We start from the raw sequence: 20,408 nt of genomic DNA, 5'->3' as shown, positions 1-20,408 counted from the left end.
CAGGATGTTGGCCGTGTACATTTGTATACTGACGCCGCCCAAGTCCCGGCAATCACTGGCAGAATTGGAACCCCGCGCTACCTGCGGCGTTCCTGAGCGATGCCGATGAGGACCAGCAATTGCCCGACCAAGCCCAATCAGACGGATCCAGCGACAACAAGCGTGACCTGACCCAGGGGCCCGTCTGGCGGGCGCTGGCCGCGATGTCCGCGCCGATGAGCTTCGGCATCTTCGCGGTGCTCAGCGTCGGGCTGGCGGATGCCTATTTCCTTGGACAGCTCAGCGGATCGGCACTGGCTGCCGTGGGCTTCATCTATCCGGTGACAACGGCGGTGACCTCGCTTTCTATCGGGCTCAGCGCCGGGGCGAATGCGGCGCTCAGCCAGGGCGTGGGCCGCGGCGACGTTGATGAGGCAACCCGCAGGCTGGGCCTGCATGCCATCGGCCTCGGCCTCGCGCTGTCGCTCGCGGTCGCGCTGCTGATGTGGCTGATCTATCCCCTGATCTTCTCGGCCCTTGGCGCCACGGAGCAGGTCAGCGACAACATCGCCGCCTATATCCCCGTCTGGGCAATGAGCTTTCCCTTCCTCGTGGTGATGATGATCACCAACGCCGTCTTTCGCGCGCACGGCGACAGCCTGACCTCCGCATGGATCATGGTCTTGGCGGCGCTGGTGAACGTGGGGCTGAACCCGCTGCTGATCTTCGGCATGTGGGGCCTGCCCGAGCTTGGCATGACCGGGGCCGCCGCCGCGACGCTGACGGGCCGCATGATCGCCGTGGCACTGGCGCTCTACATCGCCTGGCGGCGCAGTCTGCTGGGCTGGTGCGGCAGCATCGCCTCGGGCTTCCTGCAATCGGTCAGGACGATCCTGAACGTGGGCCTGCCCGCCGCCTTCTCAAACGCGATCAACCCGGCGGGCATGGCCCTGGTCACCGCCGCCGTCGCCACCGTGGGCGAGGCTGCCGTGGCAGGTTTCGGCGCGGCCACGCGTATCCAGTCCATGGCGCTCGTTCCGCTGCTGGCGCTCTCTTCGGGCATCGGCCCGGTGATCGGCCAGAACTGGGGGGCCGAGAAACAGGACCGCGCCAAGGCGACCACCGCGACGGCCTTCTGGTTCTGCATGGGCTATGGTCTGTTGGTGGCGCTGGTCCTCGCGATCTTCGCCGAACCGCTGGCAGGCGTCTTCGCCTCCGGCGAGGAGGACGCGCGCTATGCCGCCATCTACCTGCGTTTCGTCGGCCTGTCGCTCTTCGGTTACGGCCTTGTCGTCACCGCGAACGCCGCGATGAACGCGCGGGACAAGGCCGTCTGGTCGATGAGCCTCAGCCTCGGCCGCATCTTGGCGCTGTACCTTCCGCTGGCCTGGATCGGCGCACTGACCCTCGGTTACACCGGGATCATCGCAGCCGCTGTTCTGGCCAACGTCCTGGCAGGCTGGGCCGCGGTAATATCAGCAAGGGGCACGGGCCTTCTGGCCACCGACAACGCCCTGGTGGCGGGCCCGCTGCGGCTTGTGCCGCGCTGAGAGGACCGCCTAATCTTTCGGCACTGCCCGGGGCTGATCGGACCTTTTGGACGATTTCCACTATTGCGCTATTTCACCCTCTGTTAACCTAGCTTGGCGCGGAAAGGGACCTGCGCCCACCTGCCGGAGGGCCAATGCAGAGTTTTCAGGAAAGCATCATGGAATTCGCAGACTTCACCTTCGAGAAACAGAAGGTTGTCTGCTACGGCCTGCTGAACAACGCGGGCGGCACGACCACCATCCTCAATTTCTCCTCGGCCGAACTGGCCGACGAGTTTCGCGCCACCTTCCTCGAGGACCGCGATTTCCGCATCATCCGCAACGACGCCCAGCTCATCTGCCTTGCGGACTACGACACGGTGATGCGCCGCTCCGACGGCGACCCGCGCGTGCGCTGCCTCAAGTACAGCCGCGATTTCATGATGGGCACCCTCGCCCACGCGATCTGACAGGCTACTCGCCGAGGATACTGCCGAGATTGTTCAGAATGGCGACCATCAGGCAAACGCCCGCCGCCAGCAGGGCGAGCCAGATCGCATATTGCATGACCACCGCTGCAAGGCCCAGTCCGATGGCCATGAGGGGCAGTGGCAGCGCCTCGCGCCGGAAAAGCCCGATCGCCCCCAAAATGGCCGCAAGCCCAGCCAGTACCGGTGCCGCCAGCATCAGGTAACTGAAGATCGACGGCGCCACCACTTCCGGCTCCGGCTCCGGCTTCGGCTGCCCGGACAGGCTGCGGAGGGCGGATTGACGGATCTCGGCGGCGATCTCCCCGATCTTCGTCCCGGCACTCTGCTCCGGCTCCGCGAACATCGCCGAGACATGCACCGCGACGATGATCAGCGCGATTGCACCCAGAATGAAACCGGCCAGCCCCCAGGAGGGCGCGCGCGGAGGGACAAGCGTGTATGACATGAGACAACCCTTCACCGTTCAGCCTGCGGTTGTTGTGCCCGGGAAAGACGGCAGAATTATGATCCGGCGACGGCCCTCGCCAGGTTGTCATACCCGCCAACGCAAAACGCCCCGCCATTGGCGGGGCGTTTGATGCATCTTCTTGGCTTCAAATCAGTCGATCAGCGGCAGCAGCTTGTCCAGCGACGCTTTGGCGTCCCCGTAGAACATGCGCGTGTTCTCCTTGAAGAACAGCGGGTTCTCGATCCCGGAATACCCGGTCCCCTGCCCGCGCTTCGACACAAAGACCTGTTTGGCCTTCCAGCACTCCAGCACCGGCATCCCCGCGATGGGGCTGTTCGGATCGTCCTGAGCCGCAGGGTTCACGATGTCGTTGGAGCCGATCACGATGGCCACGTCCGTATCCGGGAAGTCCTCGTTGATCTCGTCCATCTCCAGCACGATGTCATAGGGCACCTTGGCCTCGGCCAGCAGCACGTTCATGTGGCCGGGCAGACGCCCCGCGACGGGGTGAATGGCAAAACGCACGTTCTTGCCCTTGGCCCGCAGCTTCTTGACCAGCTCGCTCACGGCCCCCTGGGCCTGTGCCACGGCCATGCCATAGCCCGGAATGATGATCACGCTGTCAGCGTCGTTCAGCGCCTGAGCGACACCATCCGCCTCGATCGCCACCTGCTCGCCTTCCACGGCCATCTGCTCGCCCGCCGGGCCACCGAAGCCACCAAGGATAACGGAGATGAAGGAGCGGTTCATCGCCTTGCACATGATGTAGGACAGGATCGCACCAGAGGAACCAACCAAGGCACCAACCACGATCAGCAGATCGTTGCCCAGCGAGAAACCAATCGCCGCCGCCGCCCAGCCGGAATAGCTGTTCAGCATGGACACAACGACCGGCATGTCCGCGCCACCAATCCCCATGATCAGGTGATACCCGATAAACAGCCCCGCCAGCGTCAACAGCACCAGCGCCCAGGACCCGCCGCCCGACAGGTAAATGATCAGCAGAAGCACCGAAAGCGCCGCAGCACCTGCGTTCAGCAGATGACCGCCGGGCAGCTTCTTGGCCCCCGTGTCCACCTGGAACGGCAGCCTCGAGGACGAGCCCGCCAGCTTGGCATAGGCAATCACGGACCCTGTAAACGTTACCGCCCCGATCCAAATGCCCAGCACCAGTTCAACACGCAAAATGCCGATCTCGACGCTCGACTTCTTGGCGATCAACTGACCAAAGGCCGACAGACCTTCGTAGATCTCTTTCGGCAACCCGATGGCCGTGATCCCATCGTCGCCCACGGCCCCCATCACAAGGCCCTCGGCCTCGTAGATATTGCCGATGTAGTTGATCATGATATCGGCGTTGAAGCCGACAAAGACCGCCGCCAGACCGACGAGGCTGTGCATGATCGCCACCAGCTCCGGCATCTGGGTCATCTCGACGCGGGTCGCAAGCTGATAGCCCACGGCTGCACCGCCCGCGATCAGGATCAGCGACAGCAGCCACAGCCCCGAACCGGGACCGATGAGCGTCGCGAGGACCGCAATCGCCATGCCGACGATCCCGTACCAGACCGCGCGCTTGGCGCTTTCCTGCCCGGAAAGTCCGCCCAGCGACAGGATGAACAGGATGCCTGCAACAACGTAGGCCGCAATGGTAAATGCGTTTTCCATTCTCTCGCCCCCTTAAGACTTCTGGAACATGGCGAGCATGCGCCGGGTGACAAGGAAGCCGCCGAAGATGTTCACGGCGGCCATGAAGATACCGAGTGCTGCCAGTATCGTGATCAGAACGCTGGACGATCCGATCTGGATGAGCGCGCCCAGGATGATGATCGACGAGATCGCGTTCGTCACCGCCATCAGCGGGGTGTGCAGCGAATGCGCCACGTTCCAGATCACCTGGAAACCGACGAAGACCGCCAGCACGAAGACGATGAAATGCTGCATGAAGCTTGCGGGCATGCCGGGGATCAACCCGACCCCCAGAACCAGCGCCGCCCCGACGGTCAGCAGCGTCACCTGATTGCGCGTCTGCTGCTTGAACTCGGCAAGCTCCTTGGCCGCCTTCTCTTCCGCCGTCAGTTGCTTGGCGGGCTCTTTCTTCTTCTGCGCCGCAATCGCGGCCACCTTCGGCGGCGGTGGCGGGAAGGTCACTTCCTTGCCGTGCGCGATGGTCGCGCCCCGGATCACGTCGTCTTCCATGTTGTGGTTGACGTTACCGTCCTTCTCGGGCGTCAGGTCCGTCATCAGGTGACGGATGTTCGTCGCATAAAGCGAGGACGCCTGCGTCGCCATCCGGCTGGGGAAGTCGGTATAGCCGATGATCGTCACACCGTTGTCGGTGACGATCTTTTCGTCCTTCACGGTCAGCTTGCAGTTGCCGCCCTTCTCGGCGGCAAGGTCTACGATCACCGACCCCGGCTTCATCGCCTTGACCATATCCTCGGTCCAAAGCTCCGGCGCCTCGCGGTTCGGAATCAGCGCGGTGGTGATCACGATGTCCATGTCGGGCGCCAGCTCGCGGAACTTGGCCAGCTGCGCCTCGCGGAATTCGGGTGAGGAAACAGAGGCATAGCCGCCGGTGGCGGCCCCGTCCTGCTGCTCTTCCTCAAAGTCGAGATAGACGAACTCCGCGCCCATCGACTCGACCTGCTCGGCCACCTCCGGCCGCACGTCGAAAGCATAGGTCACAGCGCCCAGCGAGGTCGACGTGCCAATGGCCGCCAGACCCGCAACGCCTGCGCCGATCACCAGCACCTTGGCGGGCGGCACCTTGCCTGCCGCCGTGATCTGACCGGTAAAGAACCGGCCAAAGTTGTTGCCCGCCTCGATCACCGCGCGGTAACCCGCGATATTCGCCATCGAGGACAGCGCGTCCATCTTCTGCGCGCGGCTGATACGCGGGATCATCTCCATCGCGATGACGGTCGCGCCCTTGTCGGCGGCGGCCTTCATCTTGTCCTCGTCCGCAACCGGAGAGAAGAACGAAATCAGCGTCTGCCCCTCGCGCAGGCGCTTCATCTCGGCGTCATCGGGCACGCGCACCTTGGCCACCACGTCTGCGGCTTTCCAGAGGGCGGCGGCGGTCTTGACCACCTCGACACCGGCCTCCTTGTAAAGCGCATCGGCAAAACCCGCCTTCTCGCCCGCACCGGCTTCGATCACGCATTCATGGCCCAGCTTCTGCAGCATCTGGGCGGATTCCGGCGTCATCGCGACGCGGTTCTCTCCCTCGAAGGTCTCTTTCGGCGTTCCGATCTTCACGCTGTCTCCCCCATCTTGGTCACAGGATGAACGCGGGCACCCCGGGGCCCCGCATTTGCATCCGGAGCAACTAGCGCGGTCAGGGGGTATCTACAAGCGTGGCAAGGCGCAAAACTTGGCCAATATGGTGATTTTCACAGCCAGCGTGGCGTTTTTTCAGCAAAGGCCTCGAATTCCGCCCCGAAACTTTCTTTCATCCGAGCCTCCTCAGGCGCAATAAAGCGTCGCGTAAGGATCCAGACAAAGGCGGGAATCAGCACCAGCGACGGCCAGGCACCCCACCAGAGGATCACGCCGGTCAAAACCAGCACATCACCGAGGTAGATGGGATTGCGGCTGCGCGCAAAGGGGCCCGAGGTAATGATGCGCGTGGGCGTATGATGCGGCACCACCGTCGTACGATGGGCGCGAAAGGCCGCGATGGCCCAGAGCATCAGCGCAATACCTGCTGCCACCAGCAGGATGCCCGCCCCATCGGTCAGCGCAAAGCGGCGGGTCGCCCCGGGCCAGAGCGTCGCCTGGACCCGCACCAGCAGGATCGCCCCCACCAGCCAGACCGGCGGCAGGTCGACCATCTGAAGGCCCGTCAACCGCCCCGTATCGCGCCGCTCCGCCATCCGTTCTCCCTTCGGGGTGGGCAGCATGCCCACCTTACGCCATACCTCCGGCACCCCGGGGTTTAACCACCCATTAACCAGGAAAGCCCTAGCCTGCGTCCATGTCCAGCTACATCCGCCGCCGCACCCCCGGGGCCACCTATTTCTTCACCCTCCGCCTCGCCGACCGCCACGGCGATCTGCTGACCCGCCGCATCGACGACCTGCGCCGCGCCATGCGCGAGGTGCTGGCCCACCGCCCCTTCCGGATCGATGCGATCACAGTGCTGCCCGCCGCGATCCACACGCTCTGGACCCTGCCGCCCGGCGACGCGGATTACTCCAGCCGCATCGTCATGCTGAAAAGCCATTTCTCCCGCGCGCAACCCCTGCCATCGCATCGCACGCCATCGCAGATCAGGCGGGGCGAGAAAGGCATCTGGCAGCGCCGCTTCTGGGAACACGAAATCCGCGATGCCGAGGATTACGCCCGCCACCGGGACATGATCTACCTCAGTCCCGTGCAGGCCGGTCTCTGCCCCCGCCCGCAGGACTGGCCGCATACGTCGCTGCACCGTGATCTGAAAAACGGCCCCGCGCCGCCCCATCCCATAGGCTTTGGTGCGGGACACCCGCACCTTACGAAACCGCGCGCGCCCCTGAGCGCCTGGGTCGCAGATCGCCTTTCCATGAAACAGCAGGGCAAGGCCCCGTAAGGTGGACGCCCCGTCCACCCCCACGCCCTCAGACAGCCTTCAGCGCCGGCGCTCGCTCACCCTCGGCCCAGGCCCGCACCGCATCGCCAAAGCTTGCAAACAACGGTCGCGACACCCGGTCCCCCGCCGCGTTCCACTCCGGATGCCACTGCACCGCAAGCGTATAGCCGGGCGCGCCCTGCACATAGATCGCCTCGGGCGTGCCATCATCCGCATGCCCGTCAATCACGATCCGCGGCCCCGCCCGCTTGATTCCCTGCCCGTGCAGCGTGTTGGTGCGCACGACGTGGCTGCCCATCAACTCGTGAAACACCCCGCCTTCCGTAAAGGTCACGTCATGGCGCAGCTCGAACTTCTCTTCCAGCGTGCCATCTGGCGGCATCCGGTGGTTCATCCGCCCCGGCAACTCCCGGATCTCAGGATACAAAGTCCCGCCCATCGCGACGTTCACTTCCTGAAACCCCCGGCAGATGCCGAGAAAGGGCTGCCCCCGCTCCACACAGGCCCGCACCAGCGGGAGCGAGATCGCATCGCGCGCCCGGTCGAACACCCCATGCGCCTCGGTCGCCGCCTCACCGTATTCCTCCGGGTGAACATTCGGCCGCCCCCCGGTCAGCAGGAACCCGTCACAAATCTCCAAAAGCTCTTCAACGCTCACATGGCGCGGATCGGCGGGAATGATCATCGGCACGCAGCCCGCCACATCGGCAATCGCGTCCGAATTCATCCGACCCCCTGCATGTACCGGGTACTGATCGTTCAGCAGATAGGAATTGCCGATAATGCCGACGACGGGACGAACCATGGATCACCTGAGATTGCCTGCGTTTGCATCTATATACGCAAAGGGCGGCAGCCCCTCAAGGACCGCCGCCCGTCACTTTGCCCAAGGATTGATCAATCCCGGCATACTGCCCTGAAAACGGGCAGGCAGGATCAAATCTCCCCGATCAGCCCCGCCGCCTCGATCCCCGCCATCGCGGCCTTGGCATCGTTGTCAGAGGAGTCGCCCGTGACGCCAACGGCCCCGATCACGGCGCCCTTCTTGTCACGCAGCAGCACGCCGCCCGGCACCGGCACCACCTGCCCGCCGAAAACGCCGTTCACGGCGGCCATGAAATAGGCCTGATCCTCGGCCCGCTTCATCTGCGCCGTCCCCGCCAGCCCCAGCATCACGGCACCATAGGCCTTGCCATGGGCGATCCCGAACCGGCCCGGAGACGCGCCGTCCTCCCGCTCGAAGGCCTGCACATGACCGCCTGCGTCCAAAACCACCACCGACAGTGGCTTCAGCTCCATCTCGCGCCCTTTCTCGAGCGCCTTCCTGATGATCGTCCGCGCCTTGCGCAATGAAACAGCCATTCCCTATCCCTTCATCTTTCCACTACAACTCCGGGGAGCGCGAGGGGCTGGCCCCTCGCTCGCACCCCTCTCAGCCCTGCGCCGCTTTCAGCTCAAGGCGCCGCGCATGCAACACCGGCTCGGTATAGCCCGAAGGCTGCACCCGCCCCTTGAACACCAAATCACAGGCAGCCTGGAAGGCGATCCCGTCAAACCCCTGTGCCATCGGATGATAGAGCGGATCGCCCGCGTTCTGACGGTCCACCACGGCGGCCATCTTCTCCATGGCACCGCGCACCTGCTCTTCGCTCACCACACCATGGTGCAGCCAGTTCGCCAGCCCCTGCGCCGAGATGCGGCAGGTCGCGCGGTCCTCCATTAGCCCCACGTCATTAATGTCCGGCACCTTGGAACAGCCAACCCCCTGATCGATCCAGCGCACCACGTATCCAAGGATGCCCTGCGCGTTATTCTCGATCTCGCGGCTGATCGCCTCGTCGGAAAGGTTCCGCCCCGCCATCACCGGGATGGTCAGCAGGTCCTCCAGCGTCCCACGCGGCCCGCCCGCCTTGATCTCGTCCTGACGCGCCAGCACGTCTACCTCGTGGTAATGCATCGCATGCAGCGTCGCGGCGGTGGGCGACGGCACCCAGGCGCAATTCGCACCGGCCTGCGGATGCCCGATCTTGGTCTCCAGCATCTCACCCATGCGGTCCGGCATCGCCCACATGCCCTTGCCGATCTGGGCGCGCCCTTGCAACCCGCAGGCCAACCCGATGTCCACGTTGCGATCCTCGTAGGACTTGATCCAGGCGGCATTCTTCATCTCGCCCTTGGGGATCATCGGCCCCGCTTCCATCGAGGTGTGAATCTCATCCCCCGTCCGGTCCAGGAAACCCGTGTTGATGAACGCCACCCGCGCTTTCGCCGCGCGGATACATTCCTTGAGGTTCGCCGAGGTGCGCCGCTCCTCGTCCATGATCCCCATCTTGACCGTGTTCTGCGGCAGACCCAGCGCCTTTTCGACCCGCGTGAAAATCTCGTCCGAGAACGCCACTTCCTCGGGCCCGTGCATCTTGGGCTTCACTACATAGACCGAGCCCTTGACCGAATTGCCGCCCTCTTTCGCAAGGTCGTGCATCGCGATCAGCGTGGTGATCATCGCATCCATCAACCCCTCGCCCACTTCCGCGCCGTCGCGGTCGAGGATGGCAGGGTTCGTCATCAGGTGCCCCACGTTACGCACCAGCATCAGCGACCGGCCCTTGAGCGTCAGTTCCGACCCATCCGGCGCCATATAGACGCGGTCCGGGTTCATCCGCCGCGTCATCTGCCTGCCGCCCTTCTCGAAGGTCTCTTCCAGATCGCCCTTCATCAGGCCCAGCCAGTTGCCATAGGCCAGCACCTTGTCCTCGGCATCCACCGTGGCCACGCTGTCCTCGCAGTCCATGATGGTGGACATGGCCGCCTCGACCACGATGTCCGACACATGAGCGGGATCGGTCTTGCCGATGTTGTGCTCCGCGTCGATCTGGATCTCGATGTGCAACCCGTTGTTCTTCAACAGCACCGCCGTCGGTGCCTCCGCCGTGCCTTTGAAGCCCGCGAACTGCGTCGGATCGGCCAGCGCGATCCCGTGCAGCACGTTGGCCGACTGCCCAGAAGACGGCACATCGCTCTGGGTAGTCTGCGTGCCGCGATGGTCCTGATCGTTCAGGATCACGCCCTCCAGCGCGCCGTCCACCACGCGGTAGCCGACAAGCTGGCTGTGGCTGCCGGACATCAGCGGCACCGCCTTGTCGAGGAACGCCTTGGCCGCCGACACCACGCGCGCGCCCCGCGCCGGGTCATAGCCCCCGCCCTGCGGCAGATCGCCCAGCGCGTCGGTCCCGTAGTACGCATCATAAAGACTGCCCCAGCGGGCATTCGCCGCGTTCAGCGCGAACCGCGCATTGGTGATCGGCACCACCAGCTGCGGCCCCGGCACAGCGGCAATCTCGGGGTCCACGTTTTCCGTCTCGATCTCGAAATCCGGCCCCTCGGGGACGAGGTATCCGATCTCTTTCAGAAAGGACGTATAAGCCGCCGCGTCATGGGGCTGGCCCGCCCGCTCCTTGTGCCAGGCGTCAATCTGCCCCTGCATCTTCTCGCGCGTCTCCAAGAGCGCCCGGTTCTTCGGCCCCAGCTCATGCACGATGTCCGAGAACGACGCCCAGAAGTGATCCGTATCGACGCCGATGCCGGGCAAGGCCCGCTCTTCCACAAAGGCGACCAGCTTGGGGTCCACCTGCAATCCGTGTTTATCCGCGCGGCCTGACATGATCTTCGTCCTCTCCCAGGGTTTCCTTTCGGAAACCTTTAGTGCGAAAGGGAAAGCGCGACAATGCCGTTTGGTAAGAAAATGTGACCAAATGTCACTTTTGCGCGGTTTTCTCCGCCCGGCAGCGGTCCGAACAATATTTCACGTCGTCCCAGACCCGCGCCCATTTCTTGCGCCAGTTGAAAGGCCGTCCGCAGGTCGCGCAAAGCTTGCTGGGCAGATCACCCTTCTTACGCATCTTCGCCATCACGACCTCCTGCACAGCAAAAGGCGGCGCAAGCTCCCGCCTGCACCGCCCTTGCGCGGATCCGTTCGCCCTTAGTTGGTCTCGTTCGTGCCAGGCGCATAGGTATCAATCGCAACACCTGCCCCGGGGCGTTCACCTTCGACGCGCTCGGCTTCAGAGCCGATCAGCGTCTCGGCGCTGGGGTCTTCGCCGCGTGAAAAGGTAAAGATGACCATCAGCAGGATCATGGCAAAGCCAAAGATCAGCGCGCCGCGAATGCCCAGAAGGGCGGGCTTATGGGTGTCTTCCTGGCGTTCAACGTTCGTGTCGGGTGCGGACATGTCATGTCTCCTTCAAACTCGTGCAAATTGACCCGTTGAGGGTCCTTGGTTGCCTAGATAACGTGCCAGCCAACTCATGGTTCCAAGAAAAAGGTGCAAGAAATGCGCGACGCTGCCCCCAAGACCGTCTATCTCGCCGACTATACGCCTTTCGGTTTCATCGTGGACAAGGTCGATCTGACCTTCGATCTCGCCCCCAACGCCACCCGTGTGAAAAGCCGCATCGCCTTCCGCCCCAACCCGGACGCCAAGGACCGCACCTTTTTCCTGCATGGCGAAAACCTGAAATTGATCTCCGCCCGCATCGACGGCGAACCCGTCAACACCGAGCAAACCGACGAAGGCCTCACCTGCGCCGTCCCCGACGCCCCCTTCATCTGGGAGGCCGAGGTAGAGATCGACCCGGCCAACAACACCGCCCTCGAAGGTCTCTACATGTCGAACGGCATGTACTGCACCCAGTGCGAGGCCGAGGGTTTCCGCAAGATCACCTACTACCCCGACCGCCCCGACGTGATGGCCACCTTCGATGTCACCATCAACGGCCCGCACCCGGTGCTGCTGTCCAACGGCAACCCGATTGAGACCTCCGAACACCGCGCCAAGTGGCACGACCCGCACCCCAAGCCTGCCTACCTCTTCGCCCTTGTCGCCGGTGACCTCGTTGCCCATTCCGACAGTTTCACCACCATGTCCGGCAAGCACGTGGACCTGAATCTCTACGTCCGCCCCGGCGACGAGGGCAAATGCGCCTTCGGCATGGAAGCTCTCAAGAAATCCATGAAATGGGACGAGGACGTCTACGGCCGCGAATACGACCTCGACCTCTTCAACATCGTCGCCGTCGACGACTTCAACATGGGCGCGATGGAGAACAAGGGCCTGAACATCTTCAACTCCTCCGCCGTCCTCGCCTCCCCCGAAACCTCCACCGACATGAATTTCGAGCGGATCGAGGCCATCATCGCCCACGAGTATTTCCACAACTGGACCGGCAACCGCATCACCTGCCGCGACTGGTTCCAGCTCTGCCTCAAGGAAGGCCTCACCGTCTTCCGCGACGCGCAATTCACCTCCGACATGCGCTCCGCCCCCGTCAAACGAATCTCCGACGTCATCGACCTGCGCGCCCGCCAGTTCCCCGAGGACCAAGGCCCGTTGGCCCACCCCGTGCGCCCCGAGAGCTTTCAGGAGATCAACAACTTCTACACCGCCACCGTCTATGAAAAAGGTGCCGAGGTGATCGGCATGCTTAAAACCCTCGTCGGCGACGAGGCCTACTACAAAGCCCTCGACCTCTACTTCACACGCCACGACGGCGACGCCGCCACCATCGAGGACTGGCTCAAGGTCTTCGAGGACACGACAGGCCGGTACCTCACCCAATTCAAGCGCTGGTACTCACAGGCGGGCACCCCCCGCGTGAAGGTCGAGGAAAGCTTCGAACTGGATGAGCTAACCCTCACCTTGACCCAACACACCCCGCCCTCCACCGCCACGCCCGACCCGAAACCGCAGGTCATCCCCATCGCCCTCGGCCTCATCGGCCCCGACGGCACGGAAGTCCTAGAAACCCAGACCGTCGAGCTTCACGAGGAAACCCAGATCTTCCGCTTCACCTCACTGGAAGGCCGCCCCGTTCCCTCCATCCTGCGCGGCTTCTCCGCCCCGGTGGTGCTGGAGTATGACCAGAGCGACGCTGACCGCGCGCATCTTTTGGCGCACGACAACGACCCTTTCAACCGCTGGGAGGCAGGCCGCACGCTGGCCCGCAAGGCCCTTCTCGGCATCATCGAAACCGCCACACCTGTCGACAAAGCCTACCTCGACGGCCTCCGCGCCGTCGTCACCGACGACAGTCTCGACCCCGCCTACCGCGCCCTGATGCTCGGCCTGCCCAGCCAGTCCGACCTTGCCAACACGCTCCACGAGGCTGGCAAGACCCCTGACCCCGCGGCGATCTACGACGCCACCGAATCCATGCGCGACATCCTCGCCAGCCATCTGAAAGACGACCTGCACGCGCTCTACACCGCCAATCAGGTCACGGAACCCTATCAGCCTGACGCCGAACAATCCGGCAAACGTGCCCTCGCCAACGCCATGCTCAGCCTCATCACCCGCGCCGAAGGTGCGGGCCTCGCGGCAAAGCAATACGCCAGCGCCGACAACATGACCCAGCAACTCGCCGCCCTCGCTTGCGACATCCGCGCAGGGCAAGGCGACGGGATGCTCGCCCGGTTCGAGGAGCAATGGAAAGACGACCGCCTCGTCATGGACAAATGGTTCGGTCTGCAGGTGATGGAGGCCGAGCCCGAGGACGCCGCCGCCACTGCAGAACGGCTCACCAAACACCCCGCGTTCAACCACAAGAACCCCAACCGCTTCCGCGCGGTCTTCGGTGCATTGGCCGCGCATCACGCAGGCTTTCACCACGCAAGCGGTGCCGCCTACACCCTGCTTGCCGACTGGCTGATCACCCTCGATCCGCTCAACCCGCAAACCACAGCGCGCATGTGCTCCGCCTTCCAGACATGGAAGCGCTACGACGCGGACCGGCAGGCGAAAATCAAGGCGGAACTCACCCGCATCCTCGACACGCCGGACCTTAGCCGTGACACCACCGAAATGCTCACCCGTATCATCGGAGCCTGACCCATGACCGACCGTCCCCTCTGCCTCGTCACCGGTGCTTCTGCCGGCATCGGTGCCGCCTGCGCGCGCCTCGCCGCCACAAAAGGCTATGACCTCGCCCTCACCTACAACTCCGACGCCGAAGGCGCGGCCAAGGTCGCCGCCGCCTGCGAAGCCGAAGGGGCGCGCACGCTGGTCATGCAGGTCGATGTCGCGAAAGAGGCCGACATCGCCGCGATGTACGCGCAGATCGACGACCGCTTCGACCACCTCGACGCGCTGATCAACAACGCAGGCATCGTCGCCCCCACCGCCCGCGTGGCCGACATGCCCGCCGATCGCATTCGCCAAATATTCGATGTCAACGTCATCGGCGCCTTGCTGGTCGCCCAAGGTGCCGTCAAACGGATGGAACCCGGCGGTAAAGGCGTGATCGTCAACATCTCCTCCGCCGCCGCACGCCTTGGCTCGGCCAACCAATACGTCGACTACGCCGCCTCCAAGGCCGCCATCGACATCTTCACCAAGGGCCTGTCGGACGAGGTTGCCCCCGCAGGCCTGCGCGTCATGGCCGTGGCTCCGGGCCTTATTGAGACCGACATTCACGCCAAGGGCGGCGAGCCGGGCCGCGCCGAACGCCTTGCCCATATGGTCCCCATGCGCCGCCCCGGCAGTGCTGAAGAAGTGGCACAGGCCGTGCTCTGGCTCCTGTCGGACGAGGCGTCCTACGTGACGGGCTCCACCCTCGACGTCACCGGCGGGCGGTGAGCCAGCCTTTCACCTATGAACGACAGAGCCGTGACAAACGCACGGCCCTTCTGATCATCGCCATATGGACGGCGTTGGTGATGGGTTGGGTCTTTCTCGACATGGCCGCATGGATCGTCTTCCTGCTCGCCGCTTTCACCCTGCCCGCCATGTGGGATCACTACGCCAATCCGCTCAGTGGCCTGACGCTCGACGACGAGAGGATCACCTGGTTCAGCGGCAAGCGCGGCGGCGAGGTAGCGCTGAGCGAGATCGACCACGTCCGCCTTGACACCCGTCTCGACCTCTCGGTCCGCGTCACACTGGTGACGCGGACCGGCACGAGAATCCGCCTGCCCTACGAGGCAACGCCGCCGCACGAGAGCTTCGAGAACGAACTCAACCAGCGCGGCCTCAAAACCCGCCGCGCGCATTTCCAGCTTTTCCAGTGATCAGGGGCGCGCCCGCGGCCGCAAACTGCCCATCGGCTGGCAATAGGCCTGCTCCTTGAGCCAACCCGCCATATCGCGCCGCTTCGAGGCCGAATGCATCGGCCCCCAGTCGGCTGTCACCCCCTGCCCCTTGCGCCCGCGATAGCCGTGAATGACCCCGTCGCGCGGCACCGTGCGCGCCATGATGCGGACCGCACAGCTCAGGTTCGCCGCGCCGTTCTTCAGCCCCTGCCCGGTACGCGCGTTGCATTTGTAGCCGCGCGCCGTGGCGGGCAGAATCTGCAGCAGCCCGTACCACTTGCCACCCCCGCCCACGGCCCAGGGACGGTAGGTACTCTCGTGCTTGGCCAGCGCCGACATGAACCCCACCCAGAACGCCCGCCGCTCCGCCTCGGTCGCCTCGGGATAGCGCGGGCACCAGTTGCCGATGTCCCCCGGCACCAGATCTACCAGCGGCTTGCCATGCGCCTTGAGCGCCGACAGCGCCGCCCGCGTCCAAAGCGCGTGGTCCTCCATGTGCTGCCAGCGGGTCTGCGGCAGGGTCGCAGGTCGCACCGGAGGCCGGAGGGTTGCGCCGAACCGCGAAGTCGGAACAAGCGTTGCCGCGAACCCCACACCCGGCTGGACGAAGGCGAAGCCCGCCACCGCGGGCTCGCTCCGCATCTCCGGCGGCGGCAACACCTCGGCCTCCGCGACGCGGGCACCCAGGCAGCAAGCCAGTAGAAAAGGGATCAGCAGCAACTTCATCCGGTTGATTATGCTAAAGAAACTTAATCGACGCCAACAAATTGCCACAATCAGGGCACGATCTGGAAACAATTGGACGGCGTACCGGGAAAACGTCGCCGATCCGCGAACAATACAGCGAAAGAGACAAAGCCTTGGCATCGGCACGAACCCGCCGAGGCTTGAGAAACACCGCGATATCTCCGCGCCGCCGCCACTCTCTTGCCCAATTGGCGCGGCATCACATGCTCGACACCGCACCGAACTGGACCCGACCTACATGACCCCGCTGCGCACCCTTGTCGGAAAATACCTCGGCACCCTTGGCCGCGCGGGCAAGAGTGTTCCGGCCGACGCACCGCTGCCCCCTCTGGTGCCGAACCAGATCAAGCGGCGGCGGCCCCGCACGGTCATGTCCGCGCCTCCGGGCAACGCGCTCGAAATCCTCTGCCCGGACCCGACCGCCGAAGACGCGATCCGCGACAAGCACCAGAGCCGTGCGCAACACCTCGTCCGGCAGGAACGATGGGACGATCTGATCCGCCTGATCAAGGACGCCGACAGCAAGCGCCACATGACCCCCGGCACGATGTCGGTGGCCGAACTTCTTGCCTACGGGGCACGCGCCGACGTGGTGAACGCCGCCGAACATGCCCTCATCGACGGGCGCCCGGCCCGGGGCGCACCGCTTCTGGCGGGGATCGAGGCGCTCGAGCATGTGCTGGCCGAATACCCGAAGTCCTACGTGGTGGCCTGTATCGTGGCGCAAGCCCATATGGACATCGGCTGGGCCTGGCGCGGCAATGCCTGGGACACCGAGGTGCCGGACCGCAACCGCGCGGCCTTCGAGGCGCATTTCGAACGCGCGCAGGAAATCCTGTCCGCCTTCTGCCCGCTGAAATCCGCTTCGCCGCTGCTGGCCTCGGCCTGTTGCGCCCTATTGGGTGGCATCGACGTGGACGAACGTCAGGCAGCCGACCGCTACGAGGTTCTGGTCGATCTCAACCATGCCAACCCGCGCCCGATGCGCGCCATGGGCAGCCACCTGCTGCCGCGCTGGTACGGTTCCTACAAGGCACTCGAACTCGAAGCCCGGCGCACCGCTGCCAAGGTCGAGGAGACCTGGGGTGCGGGCGGCTATACATGGGTGCAGTTCGACGCCATCGCCTACGACGATCAGGCCTGCGCAAACCTCGATCTCGACTTTTTCATCGAAGGCATGCGGGATATCCTTGAGCGCCGCAGCGATCCCTACACGGTCAACCTGCTCGCCGCCTATTGCGCCAATTCCATGGGTCAGGCCTTTTCGGGCAACGACAAGGCAGACCACGTGCGCGGCGAGCTTGCCAAATGCGCCGACTGGATCGTGCGCAAGTATCTGACTGAACTGCACCCGATGATCTGGGCCCATGCCGCGCGCGGCTTCGACAACACTCTGCGTGTCCACTCGCCCGCCCGCTTTGCGGCGTCCGGACGAGACGACGCCATCAGGCTGATCACCTCGATCTTCAGCAAGGAAATCGCAGCGGGCAAGCGAATTGTCTTCACGGACACCGGCCCCGTTGCCATGGCGCATTGACCCGCGCGCATGGTGCGCTGCCTCATTCCCGTTCAAACCGCCCGTTTACGCAGCCCGCGTGTGGCGAAAACGTTGCTTTCCCGCAGCCCAAATCCTACTCTCGGCCGGAGCGGCCGCTGGGGGGTCGCCTGACCGCGCGGAGCATTCTTCAATATGGCGACGGCACACGTTCTGATTGCCGATGTCACGGGCAGCACCAAGCTTTACGACCGGATGTCCGATCGCGAGGCGCTTTCGCGCATCAGCGGCATCCTCGCCCGCATGCGCACCATCGTCGAGGAGAACGGCGGCACCTGCGTGAAATCCCAGGGCGACGATACGCTGAGCCATTTCTCCGACGCCGACAGCGCCTTCAAGGCCGCGCGCGCCATGATCGAGGACGACTGGCCCGACGGTCTGGCCGTCCATGCGGGCGCCTATCACGGAGAGCTCGTCACCCACGAGGCAGACATCTACGGCGACGCGGTCAATACCGCCGCGCGCCTCGCCACACTTGCAAAGCCAGGCGAGATCCTGCTTGGTGACACCGTCTTCGAAAAGCTGTCAGAGCGTAACCGCGCGCTTTGCGTCTCGATGGGCGGGCTGAAGCTGAAAGGCAAGGAAAGCCCCGTGCGCGTCCACTCCTTCGCGGTCGGCGATCTCGACACGCAGACGGTCCTCTTCGGGGCGAAATCGGTGGACACGGGGCCGCGCACGGACTCTGTCGCGCTGTCGTGCAATGGCGCGGCATGGACACTGACCGACGGGCAAAGCATCATGGTCGGCCGCTCCGCCGATTGCGAGGCACGGCTGGCCCATCCGTGGGTGTCACGCAAACACGGCAGCTTCGAGCTGCGCGCGGCACAGCTTGAATACACCGATCACAGTTCCTCGGGCAGCACGGTGATCACCGCGGACGGACAGGAAATCTCGCTCCAGCGCCGCTCGATGTTGCTCAGCGGCGTGGGCATGATCCTCGTGGGCACACGCGACGCGACGCTTTCCGACTCGGTGATACGCTATGCCACGAACGATCTCGTGCCCGACTAGCCGCCCAGCGATACGTCCAGAATAAACCGCCTGATCTCCGCGAAGGCCGCCTCCGGCTTGTCCGCAACGACACCGTGGCCGCAATCGGCAAAACGCTCGTAGCGCAAATCCCGCGCCGCAATTCCCGCAGCAATCGCGTCACTGAAAACCGGCGGTGTGATCGGATCGTCCTCACCCACCATCACCAGCGCCGGACACTCTATCCAGCCAAGCTGAGCGCGAAAGTCCATCGCGCCATGCTCATGGCTCGGCCCATTGAACCAAAGCGCTATCTCATTGCGCCAGATGATCCGCTCCAGCCAGTCCGTCGAAGCGTCGGCTGCCTTCTGGTAGAAAGGCACACATTTTTCCCGGTACACCGCCCGGCCCGCGTCGGTGGGATTTTCCCAGTAGTCCTCCGCAATCTGCCTGATCTCAGGCCCGCCCAGCCGACCGAACGCATCATAGACCTCGCTGAATTCCACTTTTGCAGCGGTGCTGATCAACACCAGCGCGCCGGCATGCCCCGGATGGCGCGTCGCATAGGACAGCGTGACAAAACCGCCGAAAGATGTGCCGATCACGATAGGCTTTTCAATTCCGAGCGCGTCGCACAGACCTTTCAGATCGTCCCCCCACTGCGCGAGGTTCCAGGTGCTGTCGTCGCAAAAATCGCTGCGTCCGTTGCCCCGGTGGTCATAGTAGATGACCTGCGCAATATCACTCAGTTGCGAGAAATGAGGTTTGGAAACCGAATGATCCGCGCCCGGCCCGCCGTGAACCATGATCACCGTTGGCTTGGCGCGCATCTCCTTCCCATCCGGGACCAGCCCCGCGCCCTCCACATCAAAATAGAGCCGCGCACCATTGACCGTCACGAACATCTCTCGCCCTCGCGTTGCATCGGGGAAACATCACACCACCCATGACAAAGCACAACCAGCATGCGGCCGGTATGGCACTGCACAATTGCCTGCCCCTACCCCTTGACCCAGATCAAGGTTGCAGAGGGTCGCCCATTCTAAGCTCAGCCACCACTTGGCGAACAGATTGGAGATCGGCCCATGTACAAGAACATCCTCGTCCCCGTCCTTCTCGATAAGGAGCACGACACCGCGGGATCCTACGAAGTGGCCCAGGCGCTCGCCGCTGACGGCGCGAAGTTCCACGTGATCCACGTGATGGAGACGATCCCCTCCTACGCCAGCACGCAGATCCCCGCCGAGATCCTTGCCCACACGCGCGAGGAAGCCATGCAGGAGACCAAGGAGTCGGCGAACGCCCTGCCCAACGCCGAGATTCATCTGGTCTCGGGTCACGCGGGCCGGGCCATTCTCGACTACGCGGACCAGCACAAATGCGACTGCATCGTGATCGCCTCACACCGACCGGGGATGGAGGATTTCTTCCTCGGCTCTACCGCCGCCCGCGTCGTGCGTCATGCGAAATGCTCCGTGCATGTGATCCGGTGATACCTCACCATCCGTAACGACCGCGCCCGCGCCTGCCGCGGGCGCATCGCATTGATGGGCCCCAATTCCTCAGTCTGGATAGACGAAACGGACGCGCGGACGGATATCTTCGCGAAAGGCGTGCTTGATCGGACAGCTGTCCGCCGCCCGCTCCAACTTGGTCCGCTGAAATGCTGTCAGGCCCGCGGGCATCGTCACGGCCACTTCGAAGCCCGTGTAGGCGATCTTCGGTGGCGGCGATGCCTCTGTCGTCACCTTCACCGCGGCACCAGCAAGGTCGATCCCCTCCCGTGTCGCCGTCGGTCCCATGGCGATCAACATACAGCCCGCCAGCGCCGCCTCTAACAGATTGCCCGGCGACAATTCCGCGCCCTTACCGCTGTATGGGCAGTCCATCTCGACCGACAGCCCCTTCTCGGCATCGCTTGCCGTGCAATGTTGGTCTCCGTCGTAAACGGTTCTCACCTGGGCCATGACCGACTCCTCATCGTGTTGCAACGATCCTTGCCATCCTGTGCCAGCCAGGATGCCATGGGCGCATT

General features: G+C 64.1%; 21 protein-coding genes. 9 read left to right on the top strand and 12 right to left on the bottom strand.

The annotated features are described in order from the left end of the window. Positions 1-119: 119 nt before the first annotated feature. Together AB2B41_RS05830 and AB2B41_RS05825 are read left to right on the top strand one after the other, a co-directional pair. On the top strand, positions 120-1,529 hold the full coding sequence (locus AB2B41_RS05830; RefSeq protein WP_367876812.1) for an MATE family efflux transporter: 1,410 nt from the start codon (positions 120-122) through the stop codon (positions 1,527-1,529). A 158-nt stretch (positions 1,530-1,687) separates the two neighbouring features. Further along, positions 1,688-1,978, top strand: a complete 291-nt coding sequence (locus AB2B41_RS05825) for a hypothetical protein (RefSeq protein WP_367876811.1) — start codon at positions 1,688-1,690, stop codon at positions 1,976-1,978. A gap of 4 nt (positions 1,979-1,982) precedes the next feature. Here the strand turns inward: AB2B41_RS05825 and AB2B41_RS05820 are convergent, their stop codons facing one another. The 4 genes from AB2B41_RS05820 to AB2B41_RS05805 form a co-directional block, all read right to left on the bottom strand. Next, entirely contained in the window at positions 1,983-2,444 is a 462-nt protein-coding gene (locus AB2B41_RS05820) for a hypothetical protein (RefSeq protein ID WP_367876810.1), read from the bottom strand. Between the two features lie 153 nt (positions 2,445-2,597). Next, positions 2,598-4,115, bottom strand: a complete 1,518-nt coding sequence (locus AB2B41_RS05815) for an NAD(P)(+) transhydrogenase (Re/Si-specific) subunit beta (protein WP_367876809.1) — start codon at positions 4,113-4,115, stop codon at positions 2,598-2,600. A gap of 12 nt (positions 4,116-4,127) precedes the next feature. Continuing rightward, positions 4,128-5,708: a Re/Si-specific NAD(P)(+) transhydrogenase subunit alpha gene (locus AB2B41_RS05810; RefSeq protein ID WP_367876808.1), complete on the bottom strand. Its 1,581-nt coding sequence runs from the start codon at positions 5,706-5,708 to the stop codon at positions 4,128-4,130. A 134-nt stretch (positions 5,709-5,842) separates the two neighbouring features. Beyond that, positions 5,843-6,352, bottom strand: a complete 510-nt coding sequence (locus tag AB2B41_RS05805) for a methyltransferase family protein (protein WP_367876807.1) — start codon at positions 6,350-6,352, stop codon at positions 5,843-5,845. A gap of 74 nt (positions 6,353-6,426) precedes the next feature. On the opposite strand from AB2B41_RS05805, the gene AB2B41_RS05800 reads away from it, so the two are divergent. Then, positions 6,427-7,020: an REP-associated tyrosine transposase gene (locus AB2B41_RS05800; protein WP_367876806.1), complete on the top strand. Its 594-nt coding sequence runs from the start codon at positions 6,427-6,429 to the stop codon at positions 7,018-7,020. Positions 7,021-7,048: 28 nt separating this feature from the next. On the opposite strand, the gene AB2B41_RS05795 is transcribed toward AB2B41_RS05800, so the two are convergent. The 5 genes from AB2B41_RS05795 to AB2B41_RS05775 form a co-directional block, all read right to left on the bottom strand. Then, positions 7,049-7,825, bottom strand: a complete 777-nt coding sequence (locus tag AB2B41_RS05795) for a gamma-glutamyl-gamma-aminobutyrate hydrolase family protein (protein WP_367876805.1) — start codon at positions 7,823-7,825, stop codon at positions 7,049-7,051. Positions 7,826-7,956: 131 nt separating this feature from the next. Next, positions 7,957-8,382 (bottom strand): GlcG/HbpS family heme-binding protein, encoded by a 426-nt coding sequence (locus tag AB2B41_RS05790; RefSeq protein WP_367876804.1) that lies wholly within the window; start codon positions 8,380-8,382, stop codon positions 7,957-7,959. A 70-nt stretch (positions 8,383-8,452) separates the two neighbouring features. After that, the gene (locus tag AB2B41_RS05785) at positions 8,453-10,681 is read right to left on the bottom strand and encodes a malate synthase G (RefSeq protein WP_367876803.1); all 2,229 of its coding nucleotides are present in this window, start codon (positions 10,679-10,681) and stop codon (positions 8,453-8,455) included. 94 nt (positions 10,682-10,775) lie between these two features. Further along, positions 10,776-10,928: a DUF2256 domain-containing protein gene (locus AB2B41_RS05780; RefSeq protein WP_367876802.1), complete on the bottom strand. Its 153-nt coding sequence runs from the start codon at positions 10,926-10,928 to the stop codon at positions 10,776-10,778. A 71-nt stretch (positions 10,929-10,999) separates the two neighbouring features. Next, on the bottom strand, positions 11,000-11,248 hold the full coding sequence (locus tag AB2B41_RS05775; protein WP_367876801.1) for a hypothetical protein: 249 nt from the start codon (positions 11,246-11,248) through the stop codon (positions 11,000-11,002). Between the two features lie 102 nt (positions 11,249-11,350). On the opposite strand from AB2B41_RS05775, the gene pepN reads away from it, so the two are divergent. From pepN to AB2B41_RS05760, 3 genes are read left to right on the top strand one after another with little or no spacing between them, the layout of a single operon-like run. Continuing rightward, the gene (gene pepN, locus AB2B41_RS05770) at positions 11,351-13,903 is read left to right on the top strand and encodes an aminopeptidase N (protein ID WP_367876800.1); all 2,553 of its coding nucleotides are present in this window, start codon (positions 11,351-11,353) and stop codon (positions 13,901-13,903) included. Positions 13,904-13,906: 3 nt separating this feature from the next. Beyond that, positions 13,907-14,650 carry an SDR family oxidoreductase gene (locus tag AB2B41_RS05765; RefSeq protein ID WP_367876799.1) on the top strand — a complete coding sequence of 248 codons (744 nt, stop codon included), beginning with the start codon at positions 13,907-13,909 and terminating at the stop codon, positions 14,648-14,650. Next, positions 14,647-15,081, top strand: a complete 435-nt coding sequence (locus AB2B41_RS05760; RefSeq protein ID WP_367876798.1) for a hypothetical protein — start codon at positions 14,647-14,649, stop codon at positions 15,079-15,081. The genes AB2B41_RS05765 and AB2B41_RS05760 overlap by 4 nt, the downstream gene beginning before the upstream one ends. Here the strand turns inward: AB2B41_RS05760 and AB2B41_RS05755 are convergent, their stop codons facing one another. Continuing rightward, positions 15,082-15,828, bottom strand: coding sequence for a transglycosylase SLT domain-containing protein (locus AB2B41_RS05755; protein WP_367876797.1), 747 nt, complete (start codon positions 15,826-15,828; stop codon positions 15,082-15,084). It lies immediately after the preceding gene. A 259-nt stretch (positions 15,829-16,087) separates the two neighbouring features. On the opposite strand from AB2B41_RS05755, the gene AB2B41_RS05750 reads away from it, so the two are divergent. Together AB2B41_RS05750 and AB2B41_RS05745 are read left to right on the top strand one after the other, a co-directional pair. Then, complete coding sequence (locus AB2B41_RS05750; RefSeq protein WP_367876796.1) at positions 16,088-17,386, top strand: hypothetical protein; 1,299 nt, start codon at positions 16,088-16,090, stop codon at positions 17,384-17,386. Between the two features lie 153 nt (positions 17,387-17,539). Next, positions 17,540-18,415 (top strand): adenylate/guanylate cyclase domain-containing protein, encoded by an 876-nt coding sequence (locus AB2B41_RS05745; protein WP_367876795.1) that lies wholly within the window; start codon positions 17,540-17,542, stop codon positions 18,413-18,415. Here the strand turns inward: AB2B41_RS05745 and AB2B41_RS05740 are convergent. Next, positions 18,412-19,278, bottom strand: a complete 867-nt coding sequence (locus AB2B41_RS05740; RefSeq protein WP_367876794.1) for an alpha/beta fold hydrolase — start codon at positions 19,276-19,278, stop codon at positions 18,412-18,414. The genes AB2B41_RS05745 and AB2B41_RS05740 overlap by 4 nt on opposite strands. Positions 19,279-19,458: 180 nt before the next feature. Here AB2B41_RS05740 and AB2B41_RS05735 point away from each other — a divergent pair, with 180 nt between their 5' ends. After that, on the top strand, positions 19,459-19,866 hold the full coding sequence (locus tag AB2B41_RS05735; protein ID WP_367876793.1) for a universal stress protein: 408 nt from the start codon (positions 19,459-19,461) through the stop codon (positions 19,864-19,866). A 69-nt stretch (positions 19,867-19,935) separates the two neighbouring features. Here the strand turns inward: AB2B41_RS05735 and AB2B41_RS05730 are convergent, their stop codons facing one another. Then, positions 19,936-20,340, bottom strand: a complete 405-nt coding sequence (locus tag AB2B41_RS05730; protein ID WP_367876792.1) for an OsmC family protein — start codon at positions 20,338-20,340, stop codon at positions 19,936-19,938. Between the last annotated feature and the right edge of the window lie 68 nt (positions 20,341-20,408).

Origin of the sequence: Sulfitobacter sediminis (assembly GCF_040811725.1) — a bacterium.
Lineage (GTDB): Bacteria > Pseudomonadota > Alphaproteobacteria > Rhodobacterales > Rhodobacteraceae > Sulfitobacter > Sulfitobacter sediminis.
This window is presented reverse-complemented; position numbering and strand designations above follow the sequence as displayed.

What these genes read in the sequence shown, in the direction of transcription:
- AB2B41_RS05735 (WP_367876793.1), top strand. Translation starts at nt 19,459, where the DNA reads ATGTACAAGAACATCCTCGTCCCCGTCCTTCTCGATAAGGAGCACGAC.
- AB2B41_RS05800 (WP_367876806.1), top strand. Translation starts at nt 6,427, where the DNA reads ATGTCCAGCTACATCCGCCGCCGCACCCCCGGGGCCACCTATTTCTTC.
- pepN (WP_367876800.1), top strand. Translation starts at nt 11,351, where the DNA reads ATGCGCGACGCTGCCCCCAAGACCGTCTATCTCGCCGACTATACGCCT.
- AB2B41_RS05755 (WP_367876797.1), bottom strand. Translation starts at nt 15,828, where the DNA reads ATGAAGTTGCTGCTGATCCCTTTTCTACTGGCTTGCTGCCTGGGTGCC.
- AB2B41_RS05820 (WP_367876810.1), bottom strand. Translation starts at nt 2,444, where the DNA reads ATGTCATACACGCTTGTCCCTCCGCGCGCGCCCTCCTGGGGGCTGGCC.
- AB2B41_RS05805 (WP_367876807.1), bottom strand. Translation starts at nt 6,352, where the DNA reads ATGCTGCCCACCCCGAAGGGAGAACGGATGGCGGAGCGGCGCGATACG.
- AB2B41_RS05740 (WP_367876794.1), bottom strand. Translation starts at nt 19,278, where the DNA reads ATGTTCGTGACGGTCAATGGTGCGCGGCTCTATTTTGATGTGGAGGGC.
- AB2B41_RS05790 (WP_367876804.1), bottom strand. Translation starts at nt 8,382, where the DNA reads ATGGCTGTTTCATTGCGCAAGGCGCGGACGATCATCAGGAAGGCGCTC.
- AB2B41_RS05825 (WP_367876811.1), top strand. Translation starts at nt 1,688, where the DNA reads ATGGAATTCGCAGACTTCACCTTCGAGAAACAGAAGGTTGTCTGCTAC.
- AB2B41_RS05730 (WP_367876792.1), bottom strand. Translation starts at nt 20,340, where the DNA reads ATGGCCCAGGTGAGAACCGTTTACGACGGAGACCAACATTGCACGGCA.
- AB2B41_RS05815 (WP_367876809.1), bottom strand. Translation starts at nt 4,115, where the DNA reads ATGGAAAACGCATTTACCATTGCGGCCTACGTTGTTGCAGGCATCCTG.
- AB2B41_RS05765 (WP_367876799.1), top strand. Translation starts at nt 13,907, where the DNA reads ATGACCGACCGTCCCCTCTGCCTCGTCACCGGTGCTTCTGCCGGCATC.
- AB2B41_RS05745 (WP_367876795.1), top strand. Translation starts at nt 17,540, where the DNA reads ATGGCGACGGCACACGTTCTGATTGCCGATGTCACGGGCAGCACCAAG.
- AB2B41_RS05795 (WP_367876805.1), bottom strand. Translation starts at nt 7,825, where the DNA reads ATGGTTCGTCCCGTCGTCGGCATTATCGGCAATTCCTATCTGCTGAAC.
- AB2B41_RS05785 (WP_367876803.1), bottom strand. Translation starts at nt 10,681, where the DNA reads ATGTCAGGCCGCGCGGATAAACACGGATTGCAGGTGGACCCCAAGCTG.
- AB2B41_RS05750 (WP_367876796.1), top strand. Translation starts at nt 16,088, where the DNA reads ATGACCCCGCTGCGCACCCTTGTCGGAAAATACCTCGGCACCCTTGGC.
- AB2B41_RS05775 (WP_367876801.1), bottom strand. Translation starts at nt 11,248, where the DNA reads ATGTCCGCACCCGACACGAACGTTGAACGCCAGGAAGACACCCATAAG.
- AB2B41_RS05780 (WP_367876802.1), bottom strand. Translation starts at nt 10,928, where the DNA reads ATGGCGAAGATGCGTAAGAAGGGTGATCTGCCCAGCAAGCTTTGCGCG.